Consider the following 24,430-nt stretch of genomic DNA (forward strand, 5'->3'; position numbering starts at 1 on the left):
GGGAGCGCATCACTATTTTTATTGCGCGCGGCGCAGCCCTCACTGATGGCCGGGGGCCTTTTGGCATCTCCATGGCGGTGAGCCGCTCTTTTTTTGAGCGGTTATTTATCATGGGCTGCTTAATTTTTCCTTAAGTATTGTGGGTTAGCCTGCATCTTTCTTGGTGTTTATTGACATGACTCACATTATCAGGGGCGTCTGAAAATATCCTGCCCGGTGTCTTCATGGCTCTGCTACCATCCGGCGCCAAATATTTAAACACCAACATGAATAAGTATTTTAACGGTGTAATAAAGAAGTGTAATAGGGAGATATACATGCCTTCTTTTCTCAAAATAAGAATTGTTCCATTTGTTTTTCTGTTGGCATTCCTCTTTGCCTTTCTGCTCAACTGGTCAGTTTTGCTGCATTTCTATGAAATATTGACCCAACTTGAACACGTCAAGCTCGGGTTTGCCATTTCCATTCCCATCGTATTGGTTGCGGCCCTGAACTTTGTATTCATGCCCTTTTCCGTACGTTATTTCATCAAGCCTTTCTTTGCCTTCCTGTTTATCTCGGGGGCCATCGCCAGCTACACCATGATGAAATATCGGGTGCTGTTTGATGGCGACATGATCCAGAACATCTTTGAAACCAACCAGAGCGAGGCTCACTCCTACCTGAGCATGCCTCTCGTCAGCTGGGTGCTGCTGGCCGGGGTCTTGCCCGCCGTGCTGCTGTTTTTCATCAAGATTGAGTATCCGGCGAAGTGGTATCAGGGTCTGCTGCAACGGGGACTCTCCATGCTGGCATCCCTGCTGGTATTGGGGCTGATAGCCGCGGCTTATTATCAGGATTACGCCTCGGTCGGTCGCAACAACCAGACCCTGAATCGGGAGATAGTCCCGGCTAACTACATGTACAGCACCACCAAATACCTCTACAAGCGCTATCTGGCCGAACCCATCCCCTTCAAGCGCATGGGGGATGATGCCAAACGGGTGAGCAAGGCCGACAAGCCGACCATGATGTTCCTGGTGGTGGGGGAGACGGCCCGCGGCAAGAACTTCTCCATGAACGGCTATCACAAGGAGACCAATCCCTTCACCAGCAAGCAGGCGGGGATCATCTCCTTCAAGGATGTGCGCTCCTGCGGCACAGCGACGGCGGTCTCTGTGCCCTGCATGTTCTCCAACATGGGGCGCAACGAGTTTGATGGCAATGTGGCGCGCAACAGCGAAGGCTTGCTGGATGTGCTGCAAAAGAGCGGCATCTCCATCTTCTGGAAGGAGAATGACGGCGGTTGCAAGGGGGTCTGTGATCGGGTGCCGAACATGGTGGTGAAGCCGCAGGATCACCCCAAATTCTGTGACAAGAACACCTGCTATGACGAAGTGGTGCTGGAGGGGCTGGACGATGAACTGGCCGCCATGAAAGGGGACAAGCTGGTGGGTTTCCATCTGATTGGCAGCCATGGGCCTACCTATTACAAACGCTATCCGGGTTCCCATCGCCATTTCCTGCCGGACTGCCAGCGCAGCGATATCGAGAATTGCACCGATCAGGAGCTGGAAAATACCTACGACAACACCATACGTTATACCGATTACGTGGTCGCCAGCATGATCGACAAGCTGAAGAAATACGAAGACAAGTACAATACTGTGCTGGTCTATATTTCGGACCATGGGGAATCATTGGGAGCCCTGGGTCTCTATCTGCACGGCACGCCCTACAAATTTGCTCCGGACGATCAGACCCGGGTGCCCATGCAGGTGTGGATGTCGCCCGGTTTCTCCCGGGACAAGGGGGTCAATCTCGATTGCCTGCAGCAACATGCGGCCAGCACTCGCTACTCTCATGACAATTTATTCTCGTCCGTGCTGGGCATATGGGATGTCGATACGGCGGTATATGACAAGCAGCTGGATATGTTCAGCCAGTGTCGAACGGTTCAATAATGAGCCAATGATAAAAAGGGGAGCCTGGCTCCCCGTTTTATTTGGGGGTTGCCGGGCCATGGCTGTTGTCTGGTTGATGCGTGTTCCTGCTGGTCGTTTGTTGGACCGCGTGTATGATGAGCCTGCTGGCTATTTATTCGCCAGTGAAGGCAGTGTGATTCACGGGGAGCAAGCCACTTTATTGCAGGCGAATTAATCTGCCTGCGACTGAGTAATTTATTCTTCTGCCAAGGCTCGTCTTTTCCAAAAAAGTCGATATAAAGTGGGATGCCATGGCAAGCCGGGTTCGGGTGACGGGGCAGGGTACATATTGCATGTGCCATATGCCGGTCGCGGGCTCGCAACATGGTCAATCAAAGGTCAAGGCACGGGGCATTCCCCGTCGCTGGTGGCTGTTTTCAGCAACATGATGCGGGCAGCCATGATCCGCGTCGGTAGGAATTGGCAATGCGGCGTCATCTGTTCACCTGGTTAGGCCCGTTATGTAGCTTGTTGTTGTTGGGGGCGGCACTGGCCGTCCTCTATCGTCTGACTCATCTCTGGCACTGGCACGATATCCGGCTGGCCATCTGGTCCTTGCCGATACCGCTTCTGGGCGGGGCCCTGTTGCTGACGCTGCTCAGCTATGCCTGTCTCTGCTGCTATGACATGCTGGCGGTGCATGCCCTCGGCAAGCGCCTGCCCTGGCAGCAGGTGGGGGTCACCTCCTTCATCGCCTACACCTTCTCCAATACCCTGGGGTTTGCCCTGCTGACCGGCTCGTCGGTGCGCTATCGCATCTACTCTTCGCTCGGGCTCGGCACCGGGGAAGTGGCCCGGGTCATCGTCTTCTGCTCAGTCACCTTCTTCCTCGGCCTGCTGGCCTGGGGGGGCAGCGCCCTGCTGGTGGGGCAGGCCTCCACCCTGTTGCCGAGCTGGCCGCTGTGGGCCGATCGGTTGCTCAATCTGGCGGGAGGAATGGCGCTGCTGGCCGTGCTGGCCTACCTGTTCTGGCCAAAACCGGCGCTGACCTGGCGTGGCCACCAACTGGTGCTGCCTGTATTCAGGACGCGGCTGCTGCAACTGCTGGTGGCGCTGCTGGACTGGATGGCGGCGGCCGCCGTGCTCTATGTGCTGCTGCCGACGGACAGCGTCCCCTATCCGGTGTTGCTCAGCGCATTCGTGCTGGCCAGTTTTCTCGGGGTGCTGGCCCATGTGCCCGGCGGGATCGGGGTGTTCGAGGCGAGCATGAGCCTGCTGCTCGCCAAGTATCTGCCGGTGGACAAGCTGCTGGCCTCCCTGCTGCTCTATCGCTGCATCTATTACGTGCTGCCCTTCCTCTGTGCCCTGCTGCTGTTTACCAGCCAGGAGCTGTTGCAACAGCGGGCCCGCTGGAGCCGTCTGCAGGGCATAATGGCGGCGGTGCGCGAGTTCCTGCCGGCGCTGATCAGCCTGGGCGCCTTTGCGGCGGGCAGCCTGCTGCTCTGTTCGGGCATGATCCCCACCATGCGCGGACGCATCGAGATCCTCTTGCAGGTATTGCCGCTGCACCTGCTGGAGCTCTCCCACGTGCTCGGCAGCGTCAGCGGCGCGCTGTTGATCCTGCTGGCGCGTAGCCTCTACCGGCGCCACGATGCCGCGTTTCGCATCACCCAGTTGCTGCTGGCGCTGGGGATGATCTTCTCCCTGCTCAAGGGGTTTGACTGGGAATCGGCCCTGCTGCTCGGGCTGTTTTTGCTCATCATCACCCCCTGTCGCGTCCTGTTCTATCGCAAGGGCTCCCTGCTCCACGCCCAGTTCACCCCGGGCTGGCTCATCTCGGTGGGGGCCGTGCTGCTGGGGGCGCTCTGGCTGCTGCTCTTCTCCTACCGACAGGTGGAGTATGACCACGCCCTCTGGTTCCACTTCTCGCCCCATGGCGCCGCCTCCCGCGGCCTGCGGGCCATGGGCAGCGTGGTGGCCGTGCTGGCCGTGGTCGGGGTGGCGCAACTGCTGGCGCCGCTGCGGGTCTCGGGTCGCAAGCCGGAGCCGGAGGAGCTGGCCCAGGCCCAGGCGCTGGTGGTGCGCGAAGGGGGCTGTCATGGCTACCTGGCCCAGCTTGGTGACAAGTCGCTGCTGTTTCACCCCGGTGGCGAGGCGTTTCTCATGTATGGCGTCGAGGGGAATGGCTGGATCGTGATGGGGGATCCCATCGGACAGCCCGAGCTTATCGAGGAGCTGCTGTGGCAGTTTCGGGAGTTGTGCGATCAGCACGATGCCAGCCCGGTGTTCTATCAGGTGTCGGCCCGCTACCTGCCGTTCTATCTCGAACTGGGGTTGATCCCGTTCAAGCTGGGGGAGGAGGCCATCGTCGCTCTGCCGGGCTTCGATCTGGCCGGCAGCCGGCTGCGCAACCTGCGCCAGAGCCATGCCAAGGGCAAGCGGGAGGGGCTGTCGTTCGAGGTGGTGGCGGCAGATCAGCTACCGGCGCTGCTGTCCAGGTTGAAGGAGGTCTCCGATACCTGGCTGCAGAGCAAGCAGGGCAAGGAGAAGGGCTTCTCGGTCGGCAGTTTCGAACCCGACTACCTCAGCCTGAGCCCGGCGGCGCTGGTGCGGCACAGCGGGCAGATAGTCGGTTTCGCCAACCTCTGGGTCAGCGACAACAAGGAGAGCCTCTCCATCGATCTGATGCGCTACAGCCTGGACACGGGCACGGCGCCCATCATGGACTTTCTGTTCGTCGAGCTGCTGCTGTGGGGCAAGGCCGAGGGCTATGCCAGCTTCAACCTCGGCATGGCGCCCATGTCCGGCTTCAACGACCACCCCTTGAGCGGTTACTGGACCCGGCTTGGCAACACCATCTTTACCCGTGGCAGCCGTTTCTACAATTTCCAGGGGCTCAGACGCTACAAGGAGAAGTTCTCCCCGCGCTGGGAACCCCGTTATCTGCTCTGCACCGGCAAGCTGGTGCTGCCCAGAACCCTGACCAACTTGATTTCCCTGATAAGCCGAGGCCCGTTCGGGCTGATAAAGAAATAGGAGTCGGCCATGAGAGCCCTGTTATTGCTGTTGGTGTGCTGTGCATTTCCGCTCTTTGCCGCGTCGGTGAAAGAGGATCTGGGTCTGGTGGAGCTGCCGGTGGCGCAAGCCTCGGCGGCACCCATGGTGGTGTTTCTCAGCGGGGATGGTGGCTGGGCGGCGCTCGACAAGGGGCTGAGTGCCCAGTTTCAGCAGCACGGCATGCCGGTGGTGGGCTGGAGCTCGCTCACCTACTACTGGAAGAAGAAGGATCCGCAGCAGGTTACCGCCGATCTGGTGCGCGTGCTGGCGGATTACCAGTCCCGCTGGGGGCGCCAGCGCTGGCTGCTGGTGGGCTTCTCCTTCGGGGCCGAGATAGTGCCCTTCGTCATCAACCGGCTGCCCGAGCCCTATCGCAAGAGCCTGGTGGGGGCCGTGATGCTCTCCCCCTCGACTGCCTCCGATTTCGAGATCCATGTCAGCGACATGGTGACCCACGACAAGGCAGGCAGTTACCCCACCCAGCCCGAGGTCAATGCCATCCACTCTCTGCCCATGCTCTGCATGCAGGGGGCGGATGACGACTCCTCCGTGCGGCTCTGCCCCCGGTTGCAGCAGCCCAACGTGACCACTGTGACCCTGCCCGGTTCACATCATTTCAAGGACGATTATCCGGTGCTGTTCAAGGCCATCACCAGTCACCTCTCCTGGCAGTAATGGTCTGACCTGACGGGTGCGCTAGCTCATGTTCGGCCACTCTTCCTGCTAAATGTTGTTTCGGTATCCCTTGTCACACTCTGCTCATGCCGCCCTTTACAGGGTCTGACCACTTCCCAACACTTTGTTGAGCAATGGCTCAGAAGGGAGTGCGACATGCGTGAACAAAAGACCCATCTTGTTGATCAGGAAGTGGATTTCCCTGCCGATGAACAGCTGGTCTCCACCACGGATCTGCAGGGTGTGATCACCTACGCCAACGATCATTTCTGCCGGGTGGCCGGGTACAGCCGCGCCGAACTGGTGGGCCAGCACCACAACATGGTGCGCCACCCCGACATGCCCAAGGCGGCGTTTGCCGATCTGTGGGGCAAGCTCAAGCAGGGCCAGCCGTGGCGCGGCATGGTGAAGAACCGCTGCCAGGATGGCCGCTACTACTGGGTGGATGCCTATGTCACCCCCATCTTCGAGCAGGGCAAGGTCAACGGTTACCAGTCGGTGCGCTGCCGCGCCGATCCGCAGATGAAGGCCATTGCCGCCCGCACCTATGCCCGCTTGCGCGCCGCCGAACAAGGGGGTCGCCAGCCCCGTCTCTCCCTGTCACGGCTGCGCCACGGGGTCGCCGGGGCTGGGCTGCTGGCGCTGGCCTGGCTGGGGGCCGTGCAGCTTGGCTCCTGGGCGCCACTCTATATGGCGCTGCCGCTGGTGCTGCTGGGACTGCTCTATCGCCACGAGCTCATCACCACCCCGCGCTACTTGCAGCAACTGGCTGAGGAGTATGACAGCCTGACCCGGCTCATCTATTCGGGGCAGGAGCCGAGTGCCATCGCCGATTTTCACATCAAGCTGCTGCAGGCCCGCATCCGGACCGTGCTGGGGCGGGTGGATGATGCCACCCACGCCCTGCAGGATCTGGCGGTGCACCTGAAGAGCGCCTCCAGCGAGGCCAGCTCGGACATTGCCGAGCAGGATGCCCAGACCCAGCAGATGGCGGCCGCCATCACGCAGATGGCGAGCACGGCGCAGGAGATAGCCCGCAACATCCAGGACACCAACAGCCAGATAGCCCAGGCCAAGACCCATTGCCAGCACACGGATCGCCAGCTCATCGACACGGAACGCAAGATCACCGAGCTGGCGACGGAGGCGGAGCATGCCTTTGCCTCGGCGGTGGCGCTGGCCAGCGAATCGGATCGCATCGGGGTGCTGATGGGGGAGATCCAGGGCATAGCCGATCAGACCAACCTGCTGGCGCTCAATGCCGCCATCGAGGCGGCCAGGGCGGGTGAGCAGGGGCGGGGCTTCGCTGTGGTGGCGGACGAGGTGCGCACCCTGTCGACCCGTACCCACAAGGCGACCGAGCAGATCCAGAGCAGCATCAGCCAGATCCAGCGCACCCTGAATGGCTGGAAGGGGATGATGCAGAACAACCTGCAACAGACCCAGGCCTGTGTGGAGATGACCCGGCAGGGCTCCGGCAGCCTGCATCAGGTGCTGGCCGAAATCGAGCTGGTGATGGACTTCTCGGCCCAGATCTCGGCGGCGGCGGAGCAGCAACAGGCGGTGGTCGAGGACATCAGCCAGAACGTCAACCTCATCTCCCAGCACTCCCACGCCAACAGCAACAAGATGCAGGATGTGGACGAGTCGAGCGAGATCCTGCTGACCAAGGCCAGACAGCTCAAATCTCTGGGGCAGACCTTCGGCTAAGCCTGCCTGCGCCCTTGGTGTTGGAGCGGGTCTGACGTCATCAGTCAGGCTGAGCTCGCCCCCTGGCCGGCATTGGCGGGGGCCAGCTCGATCCCCTTGTCGTTGTACATGGCGCGATCGGCGTGGATCAGCCACTGCTCGGCGCGCCACCCAGGCTGGTATTGACTGATGCCGACGCTGATGCCGACCGCCAGCAGATGCTCGTTGACCTGAAAAGGCTGGGCCATGGCCATCCGGATCACCTCGGCTATGGTCTCGGCTTCGCCCAGATCCTGATCGGGCAGCAAGAGCACGAACTCGTCACCGGCCAGCCTGGCGAAGAAGCGCTGGTGGTTGAGGCTGCGGGTGATCCGCTCCGCCAGCTGGCAGAGGATGGCATCCCCGTAGCTGTGGCCAAAGCCGTCGTTGACCTGCTTGAAGTTGTTGAGATCGCAAAACAGCAGACAACCTGGGCTGGGGCTCATGATCTGCGCCTCCAGCCGCTCCATCAGGCTCAGGCGGTTGGGCAGGCCGGTGAGGGGATCTCGCCGTGCCAGCTGCAATATCTCCTCTTCCCGCTGCTGGCGCAGGGCGATCTCGCGATTGAGGCGCTTGTTGCATACCAGCAGGTAGACAGCCAGCAGCAGGATCAGCGCGCAAGCCGTCAGACTCAGCAAAAACCAGGGGCGCCAGAAGACCCATTGCTCGGAGGGGGCCTGATAGAGAAAGCCGGTCAGCGGCACCGGCTTGGGAATGAGGCCGATCTCGGCCAGCTGCTGCATGATGTGGGTGACGCGATCCGGGTTCATATACCCGATCTCCACATAGAGCGGCTGGATCATCTCCTTGCTCACCTGCAGCTCGTACTCCATGTGGGCCTGACTGCGGTTGACGCCGTACGCCTTGCGCAGCAGGGCGATGGCCTCCTGGGGGTGGGCGAGGGCATAGCGCCACCCCTCGAGACTGGCGGCGCGAAAACGCGCCACCCGGTCCGGGTGGGCCTGCTCCTGCGCCTGGGTGGTGAACAGTATGTCGCTGTAGAAGTCGATGCCGTAATTGCGCGGGTTGATGACGGAGACGGGGATGCCGCGCTCTTCCAGATAGAAGGGCTCGTTGCTGAGGTAGGCGTTGAAGATATCGACCCGGCCCTCGATGAGATCCTCGATATTGACCGAGGTCTGGATCGGGGTGAGCTGGTGCTCATTGAGGCCCTGATAGTAAAGGGTGGCCAGCAACTCGGCGTCCTGATGGGCGGAAAACATCATGATCCGTTTGCCACGCATGCCATCAACGGTGAGAATGCCGCTGTCACGGCGGGCCAGGAAGATGGACGGGGAGTGCTGAAAGACGCAGGCGAGCGCCAGCAAGGGCGTGCCCTTGGCATAGGCGGTCAGCACCTCTGTGTTGCCCACGCCAAAGTCGGCGCGACCGCTTTGCACCTCCTCCACCGGGCTTATGCCCTTGCCACCCGGCCTTATCTCCACGTCCAGTCCGGCCATGGCATAGAAGCCCTTGGCCTTGGCCATGTGATAGCCAACGAACTGGGGCTGGTGCAGCCAGCGCAGCTGGAGCACCACATGTTCCGGCGCTTCAAGCGGGGATTCGCTGGCCCGTAGGGGCATGGCGTGACTGGCGCCAATCAGCAGCAACCAAAGCAAGCATCTCTTCATCCGTGCGAGTCTTGTTCTGAGTGTTCATGGGGTGCGACCCCTTGAGAGGGTCATATTCTTGTAATGAAACAGATTCTAAAGGGTTATTGATGTACCGGATACTAGCGCAGCACAAAGATTTCATGGTGATCAACAAGGGGCCCGGCCTTGGCATGCACGACGAGACCGACGAGTCCGGTCTGGTCAATCCGGGCCTGGTCAGTCGGGTCAAGGCCGACACAGGGCTCGTTCTCTATCCCGTCCATCGGCTCGATAAAATGACCTCCGGGCTGGTGTTGCTGGCGTGTACCACGACGGCGAACCGGGCGCTCAGCATGGCGTTTGCGGACCGGCAGGTGCGCAAGCAGTATCTGGCCCTCTCCGATCGCAAGCCCAAGAAGAAGCAGGGCTGGGTCAAGGGGGACATGCAAAAAGGGCGTGGCGGCAGCTGGATGCTGGCGCGCAGCCTGGACAACCCCGCCATCAGCTGGTTCGACTCTGTGCCGGTGCGCGAGGGCTTGCGCCTCTACCGCATCAAGCCCCAGACCGGCAAGACCCACCAGATCCGGGTCGCCCTCAAAAGCATAGGGGCGCCCATTCTGGGGGATGAGCGCTACGGCGGCACGGCGGCCGATCGCGGCTACCTGCACGCCTGGCGCCTAAGTTTCACCCTGGCAGACGAAGCATTCGATTTTATCTGTCCCCCCGATGAGGGTGAGATGTTTCTCGCCCCCTCGCTCGATGCCGCCATCGCGGGATTGAGCGAATGAGCGGCGCTCAGGCGCTGCCGGAGAATCCGGTGCCCGCCAGCGGCTGGATCCTGGCGGATTTTGACGACACCCTGGCCCCGGGCGACAGCCACGCCGGCCTGCTGCGTTACATATTGCGTCGCCGCCTCTGGCCGTTGTTGCTGCTGCCGGTGATCGCGCTGGGTGGCCTAGTGTACCTTGTACCCAGCCAGCGCAGACGGGGGATTTCGCTGATCTGGTGGGCCATCACCCTGGGGCTCTCGCCCCTGGGCTGGCGCAAACTGGTGCGGGCTTACTGCCGCACCCGGCCCGGCCTGTTTCGCGAGGCGCGCGCCTTGCTGGCGGACGTGCACGAGCGCTGCTGGGTGATCTCCGCCAGCCCCCGCGCCCTGGTACGCGCCCAGCTCTATCAACAACTGCCCGGCACGTTGCCCCATTGCACCCTGGGCTCGCGGATGCACTACCGCTGCGGCGGTCTGATGCCGCTTTTTTACTGCCACGGCCGCCACAAGATCCTGCCCGAGATCCGCGCCCTCGCCGCGGTACTCAGCTTGAGCGACAGCCTGCACGATCTGCCGTTGCTGGCGCTGGGGGCACAGGCCTGGCTCATCAACCCCACCCCGAGTCGCCTGCAAAAAGCGCAGGCGCGCTTGCCCCGCATAGTGCCCAAACAGTGGCGGCTGTAAGGGAAAGCTGACAGCCTGCCGGGTCGCCGTGGGGCGATCCGCAAGGCTGCAGCCTCAACGTCACAATCTATTTACATCTTTTGGCGAGGGGGCGGGGAAACTATCTGAAACCCGCCTCTTCTCTTCTGCCGCGCACCTGCTTCTAATGAAACAAGTTGTTAACAATGGACCGATTGACGCAGTGGCCGGCCTGACAGTGCGCCGCTGCGTCAACCCGCTTTAACCACTTTCAGTCATCAGCACATTGCAAGGAGCGCATCATGACGACCACTTCCTCTTCCCGTTCCCATACCATCAATCCCCTCGGCACCGATGGTTTCGAATTCGTCGAGTACACGGCGCCGGATGCCAAAGGCATAGCCGCCCTCAAGGCGTTGTTTGTCTCGCTGGGCTTTGCCGAGGTGGCACAACACAAGCACAAGCAGTGCTGGCTCTACCGTCAGGGCGACATCAACTTCGTGGTCAACGCCGAGCCCCACTCCCAGGCGGAGCAGTTCGCCAGCCTGCACGGGCCGAGCGTCTGCGGCATGGCGTTTCGGGTGGCGGATGCGGGCAAGGCCCAGCAATTTGCCATCACCAAGGGCGCCAAGCCCTTCGTCGGCAAGATAGGGCCCATGGAGCTCAACATCCCCGCTATCTACGGCATAGGCGAGAGCACGCTGTCGTTTGTCGACCGCTACGGCGACAAGGGCTCCATCTATGACGTGGATTTCGTCTTCTACCCGGACTGGCAGGCGCGCATGGCCGAGGTGGATGCCGGGCTTTACGAGATAGATCACCTGACCCACAACGTCCAGCGCGGCAACATGGATGTCTGGTCGAACTTCTATGAGCGGATCGGCAACTTTCGCGAAATTCGCTACTTCGACATCGAAGGCAAGCTGACCGGTCTGCATTCCCGTGCCATGACGGCCCCCTGTGGCAAAATTCGGATCCCCATCAACGAATCCTCCGACGACAAGTCCCAGATCGAGGAGTACCTGCGCCAGTACAAGGGAGAGGGGATCCAGCACATAGCCCTGGCCTCCAGCGACATCTACCAGACCATACGTACCCTGCGTGGCCGCGGTACCGGTTTTATGCCGACGCCGGACACCTATTACGAGAAGGTCAACAGCCGGGTCGAGGGCCATCAGGAGGATCTGGAGGCGCTCAAAGCGCTGCGGATCCTGATCGACGGCTCGCCGACGAAAGATGGCATCCTGTTGCAGATCTTCACCGACACCGTCATAGGCCCGGTGTTCTTCGAGATCATCCAGCGCAAGGGCAACGAGGGGTTTGGCGAGGGCAACTTCCAGGCACTGTTCGAATCCATTGAACTGGATCAGATCCGCCGTGGCGTCTTGAGCGGAGAGCCCAGCGATGCGTAACGGGATCCGACTTCATCGAACCGTGCTCCACTCATGCGAGGTATTTGGCGATGCGTAACTGGATAAGCTTTCCCCATCGGGAGGGGACCCACTCCCGCCAGGCTCATGCCGATCTGCCCGAGCAGGCCATCTATGAGCGCGAACTGGGGCGAGCCGGTTTCTTCGGCCCCGCCACTCACATGCACCACAAGCACGCCCCCACCGACTGGACCAACTGGGAGGGGCCGCTGCGGCCGAGGGCGTTTGACTTGAACGGTCTGCAGGAGGAGGTGAGCTCCCTCTCTCCCTGGGTGATGCCGGATATTCTGCACAATGCCCACTGTCGCTACCGGATGTGGCGCCTGCAGGAGGCGATGCCGTTTCTGGTGCGCAACGCCGACGGCGACGAGCTGCTGTTCATCCACGAGGGGAGCGGGGAGTTCTACTGCGACTACGGCCACCTGACCTTGCGGGACGGCGACTATGTGGTGATCCCCCGTGGCACCATGTGGCGTATCGAACCCACGGCGCCCCTGTTCATCCTGATGATAGAGGCGACCAACGACAGCTATCAGCTGCCGGACAAGGGGCTGGTGGGCAATCACGCCATCTTCGATCCGGCGGCGCTGGATGTACCCGCCATAGACCCGGCCTTTTTGGCCCAGCAGGATGAAAATCCCTGGTCGCTGCAGGTCAAGCGTCACAACCAGGTCTCCGTCATCACCTGGCCCTTCAACCCGCTGGATGCGCTGGGCTGGCACGGGGACTTGTGCGTGGTGCGCCTCAACTGGCGCGACATTCGCCCGCTGATGAGCCACCGCTACCACTTGCCGCCCTCGGCTCACTCCACCTTCGTGGCGAGCCGGTTCGTCGTCTGCACCTTCGTGCCGCGCCCCATAGAGAGCGACCCCGGCGCCCTCAAGGTGCCCTTCTATCACAGCAATGACGACTACGACGAGGTGCTCTTCTACCACGCCGGGGACTTCTTCAGCCGGGACAATATCGAGCGGGGCATGGTCACCTTCCACCCCGCAGGTTTCACCCACGGCCCCCATCCCAAGGCGTTTGCGGCGGGGCAGGCCTATGCCAAGAAGTTCACCGACGAGGTGGCCGTGATGCTGGATACCCGCGATGCGCTCAATGTTGGCGGCTTGTGCGAAGGGGTGGAGAACCCGCGCTACGTCAGCAGCTGGCAGCGCCCGGACCTCATGACTGCCACCGGCAAATAAGGATTTTTATGAAACTTGCAACCTTGAACAATGGCAAGCGCGATGGCGCCCTGGTAGTGGTCAGTCGGGATTTGAGCCGTGCGGTGCGGGTGGCGTCCATCGCCCCCACCCTGCAGGCGGCCCTCGATGAGTGGGCCGAGACCGAGCCCAAGCTGGCCGCCGTCTATCAGACCCTCAACGATGGCACCTGTGCCGATGCCTTCCCGTTTGATGAGAGTGAGTGTCTCTCGCCCTTGCCCCGTGCCTACCAGTGGGCCGACGGCAGCGCCTACGTCAACCATGTGGAACTGGTGCGCAAGGCCCGCGGCGCCGAGATGCCGGAAAGCTTCTGGCACGATCCCCTGATCTACCAGGGCGGCTCGGATTGCTTCCTGGCCCCCCGCGGCCCAATCGTCATGGGTTCCGAGGAGTGGGGTATCGATTTCGAGTCGGAGGTGGCCATCATCACGGACGACGTGCCCATGGGGACGAGCCCGCAGGCGGCGGCCGCCCATGTCAAGCTGCTGATGCTGGTGAACGACGTGAGCCTGCGCAACCTGATCCCGGGCGAGCTTGCCAAGGGCTTTGGCTTCTTCCAGTCCAAACCGTCGAGCGCCTTCTCGCCGGTGGCCATCACCCCGGACGAGCTGGGGAGCGACTGGCAGGAGGGCAAGGTGCATCTGCCGTTGGAAACTTATCTCAACGGCGCCCTGTTCGGTGCCCCCAATGCCGGGGTGGACATGACCTTCAACTTCCATGAGCTGGTCGCCCACGCCGCCAAAACCCGACCGCTCGGGGCGGGCTGTATCATAGGCTCAGGGACAGTCTCCAACTATGACCGCAGTGCCGGATCCTCCTGCCTCGCCGAGCTGCGCATGTTGGAAATTATCGAGTCAGGTCAAGCCACTACACCCTTTCTGCGCTTTGGTGATACAGTGTCCATCGCGATGCAGGATCGCAACGGGATGAGTCTGTTTGGCACCATTTTGCAAAAAGTCACGCAACAGGATGTCAGCCAGATCACGTGAAGGAGCCAGTGCGGGCACAGAGCCGACTGGTGAACGGCAGGTGCCCTTGCACCTGCCAACACAGGGACAGATTATGTTGCAGTTGTTTGGATATTGGCGTTCATCGGCAAGCTATCGGGTGCGGATCGTGATGCAGCTCAAGGGGCTCGATTACGAGCATCACCCAGTCAACCTGCGGCAGGGCGAGCAGCGCGAGAAGGCCTATCATCGCATCAACCCCCAGGGGCTGGTGCCCTTTCTCATCGACGGGGATGTGCAGTTCGGTCAGTCGGTTGCCATCATGGAGTACCTCGACGAGACCTATCCCGCCTATCCGCTGATGCCCTCGGCCGCCCAGGCGCGAGCCAGGGTGCGCCAGATAGTCAACATGATCGCCTGCGACACGCACCCGCTCGACAACCTGCGGGTGCTCAACTATCTGGAGCAGGAGCTGGGACTGGGCAAGGCACAGCGTGATGCCTGGTATCGCCACTGGATCGACGAGACCTTCAGGGTACTCGAACCCTTGTTGATGACCACGGCAGGCGTCTATTGCGTCGGCAACGAGGTGACTCTGGCCGACTGCATGCTGGTGCCCCAGGTCTACAACGCCCGCCGCTATGACATGACCCTGGATGAGTATCCCACCATCGCCCGCATCGTCGCCAACTGCGAGCAGCTGCAGGCCTTTATCAAGGCCGCGCCAGAGCAGCAGCCGGATGCGCAGGTCTGATATTGTGCATGCGGGTTGGGCTGCATGACACAGGCCCAACCCGCACTGCTCAACGCTGTTGTCCCCCTCCCGCTCGATTCACCTCATGGCGTCCCGTTGCATCCATACAGGCAAAAGCCGGGCCGTTCACTCAATCGCTGGTAGTAGTCATTCACGGCCAGCAGTGGTGGCCGGTCAAACGGCGTTTCCAGCCAGCGGTTGACCGACAGGCCGATGGGAATATCCGCGAGCGAGAAGCGGCTCCCAGCCACATAAGCACCGGTTGCCTGGAGATGTCGATCCAGGATCTGCATGTATCTGGACCAATCCGCACATCCCGCGCTGAGTGCCCGGCTGTCCTGATGCAAGGGCGAATGCCTGACCAGCGACAGGAATGTGTAGCGCCAGGCGGCGTTCAAATCCGATGCTTGCCAATCGATCCATTGATCGACCATGGCCCTCGCGCGTGCCTCGACTGGATAGAGAGTGGCTTCACCATAGCGCGCCGCCAGGTAGCGGATGATGGTATTTGATTCCCACAGTGTGAAGTCGCCGTCCTGAATGACAGGCACCATGGCGTTCGGGTTCATTGCCAGGAATTCAGGGGTATCCGTCGGCTTGAAGCCCGCTCCCCACTCATCCAGCTCGAAAGGGAGACCCGTCTCGGCGCAGGTCCACAGCACCTTGCGCACATTGATTGACGAGGCCTTGCCCAATATCCGTATCATCTCTTCGTCCTTGTGTGGTGAGTCGGGGCTTATCCATGACAGGGTTTCATCGATTGGCGGGTCAGCTGCGGGCCGTCTTGGGCTGGAAGAAGGCGATAAACTTGCCGAATTTCGCCTCGTCGTAGCTCTTTCCCTTCTCCAGCAGCCCTGTGTTGAAAGACTCCAGCAACTTGCCTTTGGCATCCAGCACGTAGAAGTGGGGCACCCCAAGATACTCGGGGTAGCGTTTTAGGAAGGGCTCGTTCTTGTTCGCCTTGCTGACGTTCACCTTGACCACCACGAAGGTCTGGTTGAACTGGCTGGCAAGGGCTGGCTCCCGGTCCAGGAAGTGGTTCATCTCCTGGCACCAGCTGCACCACTCACCGCCCACCAGCAGCAGGACCTTCTTGCCCTCGGCACTGGCTTTGGTGGTTGCGGCGGCCAGATCCTGCGCCGGATCCCGCCGCTCGTCATACCCCTGACTGTAATCGGGCAGTGTGCTGGTCCAGAGATGGCCGGCGCTGTACGCCTCGCCATGGAACAGGGCCGTGCCAAGCAGCAGCGGCAATAGCAGTCGCTTCATCCTCTTCTCCTTGTGTTGTTGTTCGTTGCTTCCAAGCCGCAACAATGTGACACGAGCGAACCCCTTCGCCAAGCGGCAAGAGTGGCAGGGCATATGCGAAAAATGGGAATGATGGGTCAGAAAGGTGCCTTTGTCGGTGTGGCCGTGTTGGCCGCCCGGATGGATTGGCGAGACAGCCAAGGGCCTTAACTTGGGTCTGCCGCAGATCTATATCCCGTTGGCCGGCGGCGAGTCATCTGCCGGCTGCTTCAGGGAATGAAATGAGGAGAGTGGAATACAGAGCCTGTCCCTTGGGATATTGATGCGGGAAAATGGCGAATAATAAGCGGCCGTCATGTGCTCGCTGGTATTCAGCGCCATGGAACATAATACCCGTCACGCTGGCGATAAAGGTGGATTTCATATCTCTGTATATTTGACCGAACCCATATATAAAATATTGTTTTGCTGAGGTTTCATCTGTGTTGGTGATACAGCTGTGGTTCAGCTCACTCCTTGGCGAGCGCCGGGAAGCGTCATGCTTGCGCTGTGTTGGTTGTGCATATCGATACTTTAAATTGATATTTAATATATTTTTGGTGTTTTGAGCCTGTTATCACGTTTGTGATAGTCGATAAAACCTAACATCGTCGCACCCATAATAGATGCGAACCGGTTGCGTATCGAGAATTAACCTGCCTTTGAAAATTGTCATGGGCATAAACAGTTAGCGGCATTGATAACCCGTCGACATGGCTCATGGCATTCAGGTTTATCAAGCGTGTCACCCTGTCAGCTATATCCATCGCTAGATGGGAAGGGGTATTTCACGTTAATTTTGCAACAAGGAGATATCATGCATTCCTTCAAGAAGTGCGTCGTCGCACTCTCCATCAACCTTGCCCTCTTCTCGTCGGCGTTCGCCTGCACCACCTTGCTGGTCGGCAGCGAGGCCAGCGCCGATGGCTCCATGATGGTGGCCCGCAGTGCCGACAGCGATGCGCTGAAAGCCCAGCATTTCGTGATCCATCCGGCGAAACAGGGCCAGAGCGGCGTGCACAGTTCCAAAGCCCACAACGGCGCCAATGATTTCAGCTACCCCTTGCCGAAAAACTCCCTGCGTTACACCACTGTGCCGAACTGGAAGACCCAGCTGCACGGCGCCACAGGCTTCAACGAGAAAGGCGTCGGGGTCAGCGGCACCGAATCCATTTTCGCCTCACCCGAGGCGCTCGCCTTCGATCCCTATGTCGAGGACAAGGGGATCACCGAGGACGACATTCCCGATGTGCTGCTTTCGCGCGCCACCTCGGCCCGCGAGGCGGTCGCCCTGCTGGGCAACATCATAGAGACCCTGGGGGCGGGGGAGGGGTTTGGCGTCGCCGTGGTGGATGACAACGAGCTCTGGTATCTGGAGACAGCCACAGGTCACCACTGGATGGCGCAGCGTCTGCCCAAGGACCAGTATTTTGCTTCTGGCAATCAGGGTCGCCTGCAGCACTACGATTCTGCCAGTGCCGACATGATGGGCTCGAAAAATCTGGTCGAGTTTGCCACCGAGAAGGGGCTCTACCAGCCACAAAAGGATGGGACGTTCAATTTCTCGCAGGCCTATACCCGCGACGACGAGCGGGATCGTACCTATAACGATCCCCGGGTCTGGACCATACAGCAGATGTTCAACCCCTCGCTCAAGCAGGCGGTGGAGGCCGGTCGCCAATTCCCTGTCACCCTGATACCCGAGAAGAAGATGACCCTGGATGAGGTCAAGGCGGTGCTGCGCAATCACTATGACGGCACCGAGCACGACCCTTACGGCAAAGGGTTGAACGGCCAGGAGCCGTGGCGCCCCATCAGCGTGTTTCGCACCTACGAGGCCCATGTGATGCAAGTGCGCCCCTGGATGCCGAGAGAGGTGGGGGAGGTGACCTATGTGGGCCTCGGCATGGCAGACTTGACCGCCTTCGTTCCCTATTACAGCGGTCTGGAGGCCTATCCGGCCCACTATGCCCTGGGCAGCGACAAGGCGGACAGCGACTCCATCTACTGGAAATATCGCAAACTGCAGACCCTGGTGATGACGGATTACCCCAAGTTGGCGCCCATGGTGAAGCAGGCTTACCAGAGCTGGGAGGCGAAGATCGCCAACGAGCAGAAAGAGATGGAAGCCAGCTATCTGAAAACGGTCAAAACAGACAAGGCCGCCGCCAACCGTATGCTCAACGACTTCAATCTGCGGGTGATGAAGGATGCGGAAGCACTGACCGACGATCTGACCAACCAGGTCTTCACGGTGCGAACTCAGGATATTCAGGCCGATATCTTCTTTGCCAACAAGGCGAAAAAGGATTGATGCCGCTCAACGCGGCAACATCGGCCAGCTGAGCTGACGAGCGCCATCGCCATGACCAAAAAATAAAAGCCCCTCGCGAGGGGCTTTGTTGTTGGCTGGTTGGCCAGGATATCCGTCAGCGGATCAGTAACTCTGCTGGTGGACGTCCATCACGGCGCGACCGGACGGGTCGGCCATTTCCTTGAACTTGGCATCCCACTCCAAGGCGGTCGGGGTAGAGCAGGCGACCGACTTGCCGTAGGGCACGGTACGGGCGGCGGACTCCAGCGGGAAGTGCTCGTCGAAGATGGCGCGGTAGTAGTAGGCCTCCTTGGTGAGTGGGGTGTTGACGGGGAAGCGGAACGCCGCCGCCTCAAACATCTGATCCGTCACTTCGGTCTCGACCATGGCCTTGAGGCTGTCAATCCAGGAGTAGCCCACGCCGTCGGAGAACTGCTCCTTCTGGCGCCAGGCCACTTCGTGGGGCAACAGCTCCTCGAAGGCTTCGCGCAGTATGTGTTTCTCGATCTTGCCGTTGCCGCACATCTTGTCGGCAGGGTTGAGGCGCATCGCCACGTCCATGAACTCCTTGTCGAGGAAGGGCACGCGACCCTCCACGCCCCAGGCGGCCATGGACTTGTTGGCCCGCAGGCAGTCATAGAGGTGCAGGGAGGCGAGCTTGCGCACGTTCTCCTCGTGGAACTCTTTGGCGTTCGGCGCCTTGTGGAAGTAGAGGTAACCGCCGAACAGCTCGTCCGAGCCCTCGCCCGACAGCACCATCTTGATGCCCATCGCCTTGATGTAGCGCGCCATCAGGTACATGGGGGTGGAGGCGCGGATGGTGGTGACGTCATAGGTCTCGAGGTGATAGATGACGTCGCGCAGGGCATCCAGCCCCTCTTGCACTGTGAAGTGGATCTGGTGGTGGATGGTGCCGAGGTGATCGGCCACTTTGCGGGCGGCGGCGAGATCCGGCGAGCCTTCCAGGCCGACTGCGAAGGAGTGCAGCTGGGGCCACCAGGCTTCGCTCTTGCCATCATCTTCCACCCGGCGGGCGGCATAGATCTTGGTGATGGCGGAGATGACGGACGAATCCAGCCCGCCGGAGAGCAGCACGCCATAGGGCACGTCGCACATCAGCTGGCGCTTGACCGCCGCTTCCAGCGCGGCTTTCAGCTCAGCCCGGTCGCTGACCTTGTGCTCGACCGCACCGTACTCCATCCAGTCACGCTTGTACCACTGTTTGAGCTCGCCATCCTTGCTCCACAGGTAATGTCCCGGCGGGAAGGTTTCGACGCTCTTGCACACGGGCACCAGGGCTTTCATCTCGGAGGCGACATAGAAGTTGCCGTGCTCGTCGCGACCGGTATAGAGGGGGATGATCCCCATGTGGTCACGACCAATCAGGTAGGCATCCTGCTCGGCGTCATAGAGGATGAAGGCGAAGATGCCGTTGAGATCGTCCAAAAAGGCGGGGCCCTTCTCCTTGTAGAGGGCCAGCAGCACCTCGCAATCGGAGTGGGTCTGGAACTGGAAGTCGACCTTGAGGTTCTTCTCGAGTTCCTTGTGGTTGTAGATCTCGCCGTTGACGGCCAATACGTGAGTGCGCTCCGGGTTGTAGAGCGGCTGGGCGCCATTGCCCGGATCGACGATGGCCAGGCGCTCGTGCACCAGTATGGCTTTGTCTGTGCTGTAGACGCCGGACCAGTCAGGACCGCGGTGACGCAATCGCTTGGACATCTCCAGGGCCGATTTGCGCAAGGCTGCTGCATCGGATTTGATGTCCAGAATGCCGAAAATAGAACACATTGGCGGTAATCCTCTTGATTTTTATAGGAGCCCCCCACGAACGGGCTCGAAATTCCATTTACATTCCTCGCCAATCACAATGCCTAGCGCAAAAACCTTTTGCAAGCGGGAAAACCGCACAAAATCATGCCGCAAACGTCAAGCCGACGGGGGCATCAAGCGGCGGGTACCTAGGGGCGACTTGACGTGCGCGTCAAGCGGTGGCGGGCTCGAAGATCACATAGAGCTTGCGACAGGGGGTGAGCGTCTCCCACTGCCCGACAAAGCCTGCCGGAATAATGAACTGATCCCCCGGTTTGAGGGCAAGCTGGCTGCCCTGACTGTCGTGGATCACCACATCCCCTTCCAGCAGCTGGCAATACTCGTGCTCCGTGTAGTGGATGGCCCAGCGGCCGGGCTCGCAGGCCCAGAAGCCCACGTGAAACTGCTGGCTCGGATCCGAGTAGTGGTTCCAGACAGTTTGCGCCGGGTTGCCTGCTTTAATGCGCTCGGGGGCGGGCATCAGCGGGATGGGGGCGGCCTGGTGGCTGCTGAGCAGGATCCAGTCGTTGAGGGTCTTCATGGTGCCTCCTTGGCAAGGATATAAAAGCGGGACCATACTGGCCCCGCGTCTGTTCGTTTTATTAAACACAGTCGTGCATAACGTAAACGATGTGTCTCACCTTGCCAAGCGCCGTCAGCGTGGCTGCAACCGCTTGATGACATGGCGGGCGAAGCCGCTGCCCGCCTCGTCGTAGACGTTGAACACAGCATCCACCCCCTGTTCGCGCAGGGAGGCTATGTCATCCTCGAAGCGGACTATGGCCGCTATCTTGCCGGCAAAGCCGTGGCTGCGCAGCTTCTCGATGGCGTAGAGATTGCCCGAGTGGTGGGGCATGGCCAGCAGCACCAGGTTGACCTGGTTGGAGAGCAGCACCTTGTCCCAGAAGTCGGTATCTGTGGCGTCTCCTTCGATGACGTTCATCCCCTGGGCGCGCAGGGTGGGCAGCTTCTCGCTGTCGTTCTCCACCCCGAGGATCACTGTGCCGTACTTGTTCTCCAGCTCGAAGTAGGCGCCCTGGCCGATGCGGCCCATGCCGAGGATGATCACCTCGGCATCGCCGAGTTCGATGGGCCTGTCCTCCGGGTGCAGGGTGTTGGCCTGGATCCCGCGCAGCCAGCTGCCGAGTTTGTGGTAGATCCGCTCGCTCTGGCTGTTGAGCGGTGCCGAGATCATGAAGCTTGCCGCCAGCGCCAGTGAAAGGGCGACCAGCCACTCGTGGGAGATCCACCCCGCCTTGGCGGCGATGGCGGCCACGATCAGGCCAAACTCCGAGAAGTTGGTGAGCGCCAGGGTGGAGAGCAGGGCGGTACGCACCCGCAGGTGGGCTCCGCTGTAGACCAGGTAGTAGAGCGCGCTCTTGAGCGGCAGCGCCAGCACCAGTGCCAGCGCCAGCAGCATGGTATCGTGGGTCGGCAGGCCGTTGAGACCTATGGTCAGGAAGAAGCAGACGAGGAAAAGATCTTTGAGGTTGAACAGCGCCTTGGCCAGCCCGGCGGCGGCCGGGTGGGAGGCCAGCATCATGCCGATGATGAGCGCCCCCAGATCGGGCTTGAGTCCCACTACCTCAAAACCGGCGGCGCCCACCACCAGCGCCAGGAAGATCCCGAACAGCACCTGCAGCTCGCCGTGGCCGGCCCGCTCCAGGAGTTTGAACAGCAAGGGGCGCAGCAGCGGCAAACCGAGCACCCAGAGTGCCCAGATGCTGGGCCACTGGCCGCTGGAAAACGCCAGAAAGGCCACCGCGAACACATCCTGCATGACCAGCACCCCGATAGCGAGCCGGGCGTAGAGGGCATTCATGTCGCTGCGATCCTCCAGCACCTTGACCGCAAAGACGGTGCTGGAGAAGGAGAGGGCAAAGCCGAGCAGCAGCGCCAGCTTCCAGTCCAGCGACAGGGCCAGCGCGAGCCCCAGCCCCTTGCACACCAGCAGAACCACGGTAAACAGCAGGGTGGAGCAGAGCAGATGGACGCTGGTGGTGCCCCACACATCGCGCCGCATCAGGGTCTTGACGTTGAGCTTGAGACCTATGGTGAACAGCAGCAGGGTGACCCCGAGATCGGCGACCTCGTTCAGTGCCAGGGTATTGTGATAGCCCATGCCGTTGAGGAGGAATCCGGCGGCCAGAAAGCCCAGCAGGGGTGGCAACCCTATGAGGTTGACCAGCATGCCGCACCCAAAGGCTACGGCGATCATCATTGGTTCCATTTCGCGTCCTTCGGGGGCTGCGGGTCAGCCCCGGCTAGATGCTGGTGACGGCCTGACGACGGGCATGGCGGCGCCATGCCCGGGCCGGCGATCAGACGATGTCTATGTCCACGACCGAGTCGAAGATGTGGTTCGGGCGAAACGGCATGCGATCGATATCCGCCACCTTGCTCACCCCGGAGAGCACCAGCACGGTTTCGAGACCGGCCTGGAAGCCCGCCAGAATATCGGTGCGCAGGTTGTCGCCTATGATGACGGTGTCATCGGAGTGGGCCTCCATCCGGTTGAGCGCCGCGCGAATGATCCAGGCGCTCGGCTTGCCCACATAGAAGGGCTTCTTGCCGGTCATCCGCTCTATGGGAGCGCAGAGTGCGCCGCAGGCCGGGTGCATCATGGGGCCGTGGGTATCCGGGTTGGTGGCGATGAAGCGGGCCCCCTGATCGACGAACTTGGCGCCCAGCTGCATCATGGTCCAGTTGTAGTTGCGGGTCTCGCCCACCACCACGAAGTCGGGGTCTATGTCGGTGATGGTGAAGCCTGCCTTGTAGAGCTCGTGGGTCAGGGCCCCCTCGCCAATCACATAGGCCTTCTTGCCATCCTGGCGTTTGAGAAAATCGGCGGTGCCCATGGCGGAGGTGTAGAAGCACTCTTCCGGCACCTCGATCCCGGCGGAGCGGAAGCGGTTTTGCAGATCTTTCTGGGTCTGGGCCGGGTAGTTGGTGAGGAACAACAGCTTGCTGCCCTGCTCCAGCAGGCGATGGACGAAGCGGTCGGCACCGGGCACCAGATCGTTGTTGTGCAGTATGACGCCGTCGATGTCACAGATGACACTTTTCTTCATGGGGACTCCTTGTGTAGGCGCAAGAGGCGGCGGAAAGTTGCGCCAACTCTTAATATCTTCAATCAGTTATGTTGTTTTTGTGACGCCATTATAAGTCTGTTTGATGACAAGTCTCCCCCACAATCAGAGATAGGTGCACAATGAGCAGAAGAGGGGAGGGATCCGCTCTGCGAGTGGCAGATCCCGCGGTCTGTGTGTTGATGGAGCCGTCATCATGGATAACTTTATTGCCGGTTTGCCCAAGCTGGAGTTGCACCTGCATATCGAAGGAACGCTCGAGCCTGAGCTGATGTTTGCCCTGGCCAAACGCAACGGGGTGGCCCTGCCCTGGCCCGATGTGGAGAGCGTGCGCGCCGCCTATGATTTTGACTGCCTGCAAACCTTCCTCGATCTCTACTACCTGGGCGCCAGCGTGCTCGCCACCGAGCAGGATTTCTTCGACCTCACCTGGGCCTATCTGGAACGTTGCGCCGCCGACAAGGTGGTGCACGTGGAGATCTTCTTCGACCCCCAGACCCATACCGCCCGCGGCGTGCCCTTCGCCTCCGTGCTGGGCGGGATCGAACGCGCGCTGCAGGCGGGGGAGCGGGAGTTGGGCATCAGCTGGCGCCTTATCATGAGCTTTCTGCGCCACCTGAGTGAAGAGGCCGCCTTTGCCACCCTGGCTGAGGCGATGCCGTTCCTCACCCGCATTCACGGTATCGGCCTCGACTCGGGGGAGAAGGGCAATCCGCCCAGCAAGTTTGCCCGGGTGTTTGCTCGCTGCCGCGAGCTGGGGCTGCCGGTGGTGGCTCACGCGGGTGAAGAGGGGCCTGCCGAGTACATCTGGCAGGCCATCAATGAGTTGCAGGTGCGCCGCATCGATCACGGGGTGCGCTCGGCAGAGGATCCCGAACTGCTGCGCTATCTGGCCGATACCCGGCTGCCGCTCACCGTCTGCCCCCTCTCCAATACCCGGCTCAAGGTGTTTGACCGCATGGCCCATCACAATGTGCTCACCCTGCTGGAGCAGGGGCTCTGCGTCACCATCAACTCCGACGATCCCGCCTACTTCGGCGGTTACATGGCGGCGAACTTCCACGCTCTGGCCCATGACCTTGGCGCCAGCATGAATCAGCTCTGCCGCTTGTCGCTCAATGCCGTCGAGGCGAGCTGGCTGAGCCTGGCGGACAAGGCACGGCTCACCCGGGAGATCAGGAGCTATGCCGCCTGTTACGGGGTCGCCCTCTACTAGTCTCGTGCG

19 protein-coding genes are annotated in these 24,430 nt (G+C 60.9%); 12 read left to right on the top strand and 7 right to left on the bottom strand.

Annotated elements, in window-relative coordinates; all coding sequences use genetic code 11:
* Window positions 1-317 precede the first annotated feature (317 nt).
* The 4 genes from AACW87_RS21125 (at window position 318) to AACW87_RS21140 (ending at window position 7,346) form a co-directional block, all read left to right on the top strand.
* Window positions 318-1,943: an MCR-3-related phosphoethanolamine--lipid A transferase gene (locus AACW87_RS21125; protein WP_241326071.1), complete on the top strand. Its 1,626-nt coding sequence runs from the start codon at window positions 318-320 to the stop codon at window positions 1,941-1,943.
* Window positions 1,944-2,390: 447 nt separating this feature from the next.
* On the top strand, window positions 2,391-4,940 hold the full coding sequence (mprF, locus tag AACW87_RS21130; protein ID WP_241326072.1) for a bifunctional lysylphosphatidylglycerol flippase/synthetase MprF: 2,550 nt from the start codon (window positions 2,391-2,393) through the stop codon (window positions 4,938-4,940).
* A 9-nt stretch (window positions 4,941-4,949) separates the two neighbouring features.
* Entirely contained in the window at window positions 4,950-5,636 is a 687-nt protein-coding gene (locus AACW87_RS21135) for a virulence factor (RefSeq protein ID WP_241326073.1), read from the top strand.
* 156 nt (window positions 5,637-5,792) lie between these two features.
* Complete coding sequence (locus AACW87_RS21140) at window positions 5,793-7,346, top strand: methyl-accepting chemotaxis protein (protein WP_241326074.1); 1,554 nt, start codon at window positions 5,793-5,795, stop codon at window positions 7,344-7,346.
* A 44-nt stretch (window positions 7,347-7,390) separates the two neighbouring features.
* Here the strand turns inward: AACW87_RS21140 and AACW87_RS21145 are convergent, their stop codons facing one another.
* Window positions 7,391-8,995 carry a GGDEF domain-containing protein gene (locus AACW87_RS21145; RefSeq protein WP_241326075.1) on the bottom strand — a complete coding sequence of 535 codons (1,605 nt, stop codon included), beginning with the start codon at window positions 8,993-8,995 and terminating at the stop codon, window positions 7,391-7,393.
* A gap of 89 nt (window positions 8,996-9,084) precedes the next feature.
* Between AACW87_RS21145 and AACW87_RS21150 the strand changes: the two genes are divergently transcribed.
* The 6 genes from AACW87_RS21150 (at window position 9,085) to maiA (ending at window position 14,706) form a co-directional block, all read left to right on the top strand.
* Window positions 9,085-9,744 carry a TIGR01621 family pseudouridine synthase gene (locus AACW87_RS21150; protein ID WP_241326076.1) on the top strand — a complete coding sequence of 220 codons (660 nt, stop codon included), beginning with the start codon at window positions 9,085-9,087 and terminating at the stop codon, window positions 9,742-9,744.
* On the top strand, window positions 9,741-10,409 hold the full coding sequence (locus tag AACW87_RS21155; RefSeq protein WP_241326077.1) for an HAD family hydrolase: 669 nt from the start codon (window positions 9,741-9,743) through the stop codon (window positions 10,407-10,409). Before AACW87_RS21150 ends, AACW87_RS21155 begins: the two co-directional genes overlap by 4 nt.
* 260 nt (window positions 10,410-10,669) lie before the next feature.
* On the top strand, window positions 10,670-11,779 hold the full coding sequence (gene hppD / locus AACW87_RS21160; protein WP_241326078.1) for a 4-hydroxyphenylpyruvate dioxygenase: 1,110 nt from the start codon (window positions 10,670-10,672) through the stop codon (window positions 11,777-11,779).
* Window positions 11,780-11,829: 50 nt separating this feature from the next.
* Window positions 11,830-12,987: a homogentisate 1,2-dioxygenase gene (locus AACW87_RS21165; protein ID WP_241326079.1), complete on the top strand. Its 1,158-nt coding sequence runs from the start codon at window positions 11,830-11,832 to the stop codon at window positions 12,985-12,987.
* 8 nt (window positions 12,988-12,995) lie between these two features.
* Window positions 12,996-13,994 carry a fumarylacetoacetate hydrolase family protein gene (locus tag AACW87_RS21170; protein ID WP_241326080.1) on the top strand — a complete coding sequence of 333 codons (999 nt, stop codon included), beginning with the start codon at window positions 12,996-12,998 and terminating at the stop codon, window positions 13,992-13,994.
* Window positions 13,995-14,067: 73 nt separating this feature from the next.
* The gene (maiA, locus tag AACW87_RS21175) at window positions 14,068-14,706 is read left to right on the top strand and encodes a maleylacetoacetate isomerase (RefSeq protein WP_052159089.1); all 639 of its coding nucleotides are present in this window, start codon (window positions 14,068-14,070) and stop codon (window positions 14,704-14,706) included.
* Between the two features lie 83 nt (window positions 14,707-14,789).
* Here maiA and AACW87_RS21180 read toward each other — a convergent pair whose 3' ends face one another.
* Both AACW87_RS21180 and AACW87_RS21185 read right to left on the bottom strand, forming a co-directional pair.
* Window positions 14,790-15,413 (bottom strand): glutathione S-transferase family protein, encoded by a 624-nt coding sequence (locus AACW87_RS21180; RefSeq protein ID WP_241326081.1) that lies wholly within the window; start codon window positions 15,411-15,413, stop codon window positions 14,790-14,792.
* Window positions 15,414-15,474: 61 nt separating this feature from the next.
* The gene (locus AACW87_RS21185; RefSeq protein WP_241326082.1) at window positions 15,475-15,975 is read right to left on the bottom strand and encodes a thioredoxin family protein; all 501 of its coding nucleotides are present in this window, start codon (window positions 15,973-15,975) and stop codon (window positions 15,475-15,477) included.
* A gap of 835 nt (window positions 15,976-16,810) precedes the next feature.
* On the opposite strand from AACW87_RS21185, the gene AACW87_RS21190 reads away from it, so the two are divergent.
* Entirely contained in the window at window positions 16,811-18,307 is a 1,497-nt protein-coding gene (locus tag AACW87_RS21190; protein WP_241326083.1) for a C69 family dipeptidase, read from the top strand.
* Window positions 18,308-18,430: 123 nt separating this feature from the next.
* On the opposite strand, the gene asnB is transcribed toward AACW87_RS21190, so the two are convergent.
* From asnB to AACW87_RS21210, 4 genes are all read right to left on the bottom strand, one after another.
* A complete protein-coding gene (asnB, locus tag AACW87_RS21195; RefSeq protein ID WP_241326084.1) occupies window positions 18,431-20,095 on the bottom strand; it encodes an asparagine synthase B in 1,665 nt (554 codons plus the stop codon).
* Window positions 20,096-20,288: 193 nt separating this feature from the next.
* Window positions 20,289-20,657 carry a cupin domain-containing protein gene (locus AACW87_RS21200; RefSeq protein WP_043556456.1) on the bottom strand — a complete coding sequence of 123 codons (369 nt, stop codon included), beginning with the start codon at window positions 20,655-20,657 and terminating at the stop codon, window positions 20,289-20,291.
* Window positions 20,658-20,771: 114 nt separating this feature from the next.
* On the bottom strand, window positions 20,772-22,346 hold the full coding sequence (locus AACW87_RS21205) for a cation:proton antiporter family protein (RefSeq protein ID WP_241326085.1): 1,575 nt from the start codon (window positions 22,344-22,346) through the stop codon (window positions 20,772-20,774).
* Between the two features lie 91 nt (window positions 22,347-22,437).
* On the bottom strand, window positions 22,438-23,187 hold the full coding sequence (locus tag AACW87_RS21210; RefSeq protein WP_043139434.1) for an HAD-IIA family hydrolase: 750 nt from the start codon (window positions 23,185-23,187) through the stop codon (window positions 22,438-22,440).
* Window positions 23,188-23,401: 214 nt separating this feature from the next.
* Between AACW87_RS21210 and AACW87_RS21215 the strand changes: the two genes are divergently transcribed.
* A complete protein-coding gene (locus tag AACW87_RS21215) occupies window positions 23,402-24,421 on the top strand; it encodes an adenosine deaminase (RefSeq protein ID WP_241326086.1) in 1,020 nt (339 codons plus the stop codon).
* Window positions 24,422-24,430: the final 9 nt, after the last annotated feature.

Origin of the sequence: Aeromonas sp. MR7 (genome assembly GCF_963899385.1) — a bacterium.
Classification (GTDB): Bacteria; Pseudomonadota; Gammaproteobacteria; order Enterobacterales; family Aeromonadaceae; genus Aeromonas; species Aeromonas bestiarum.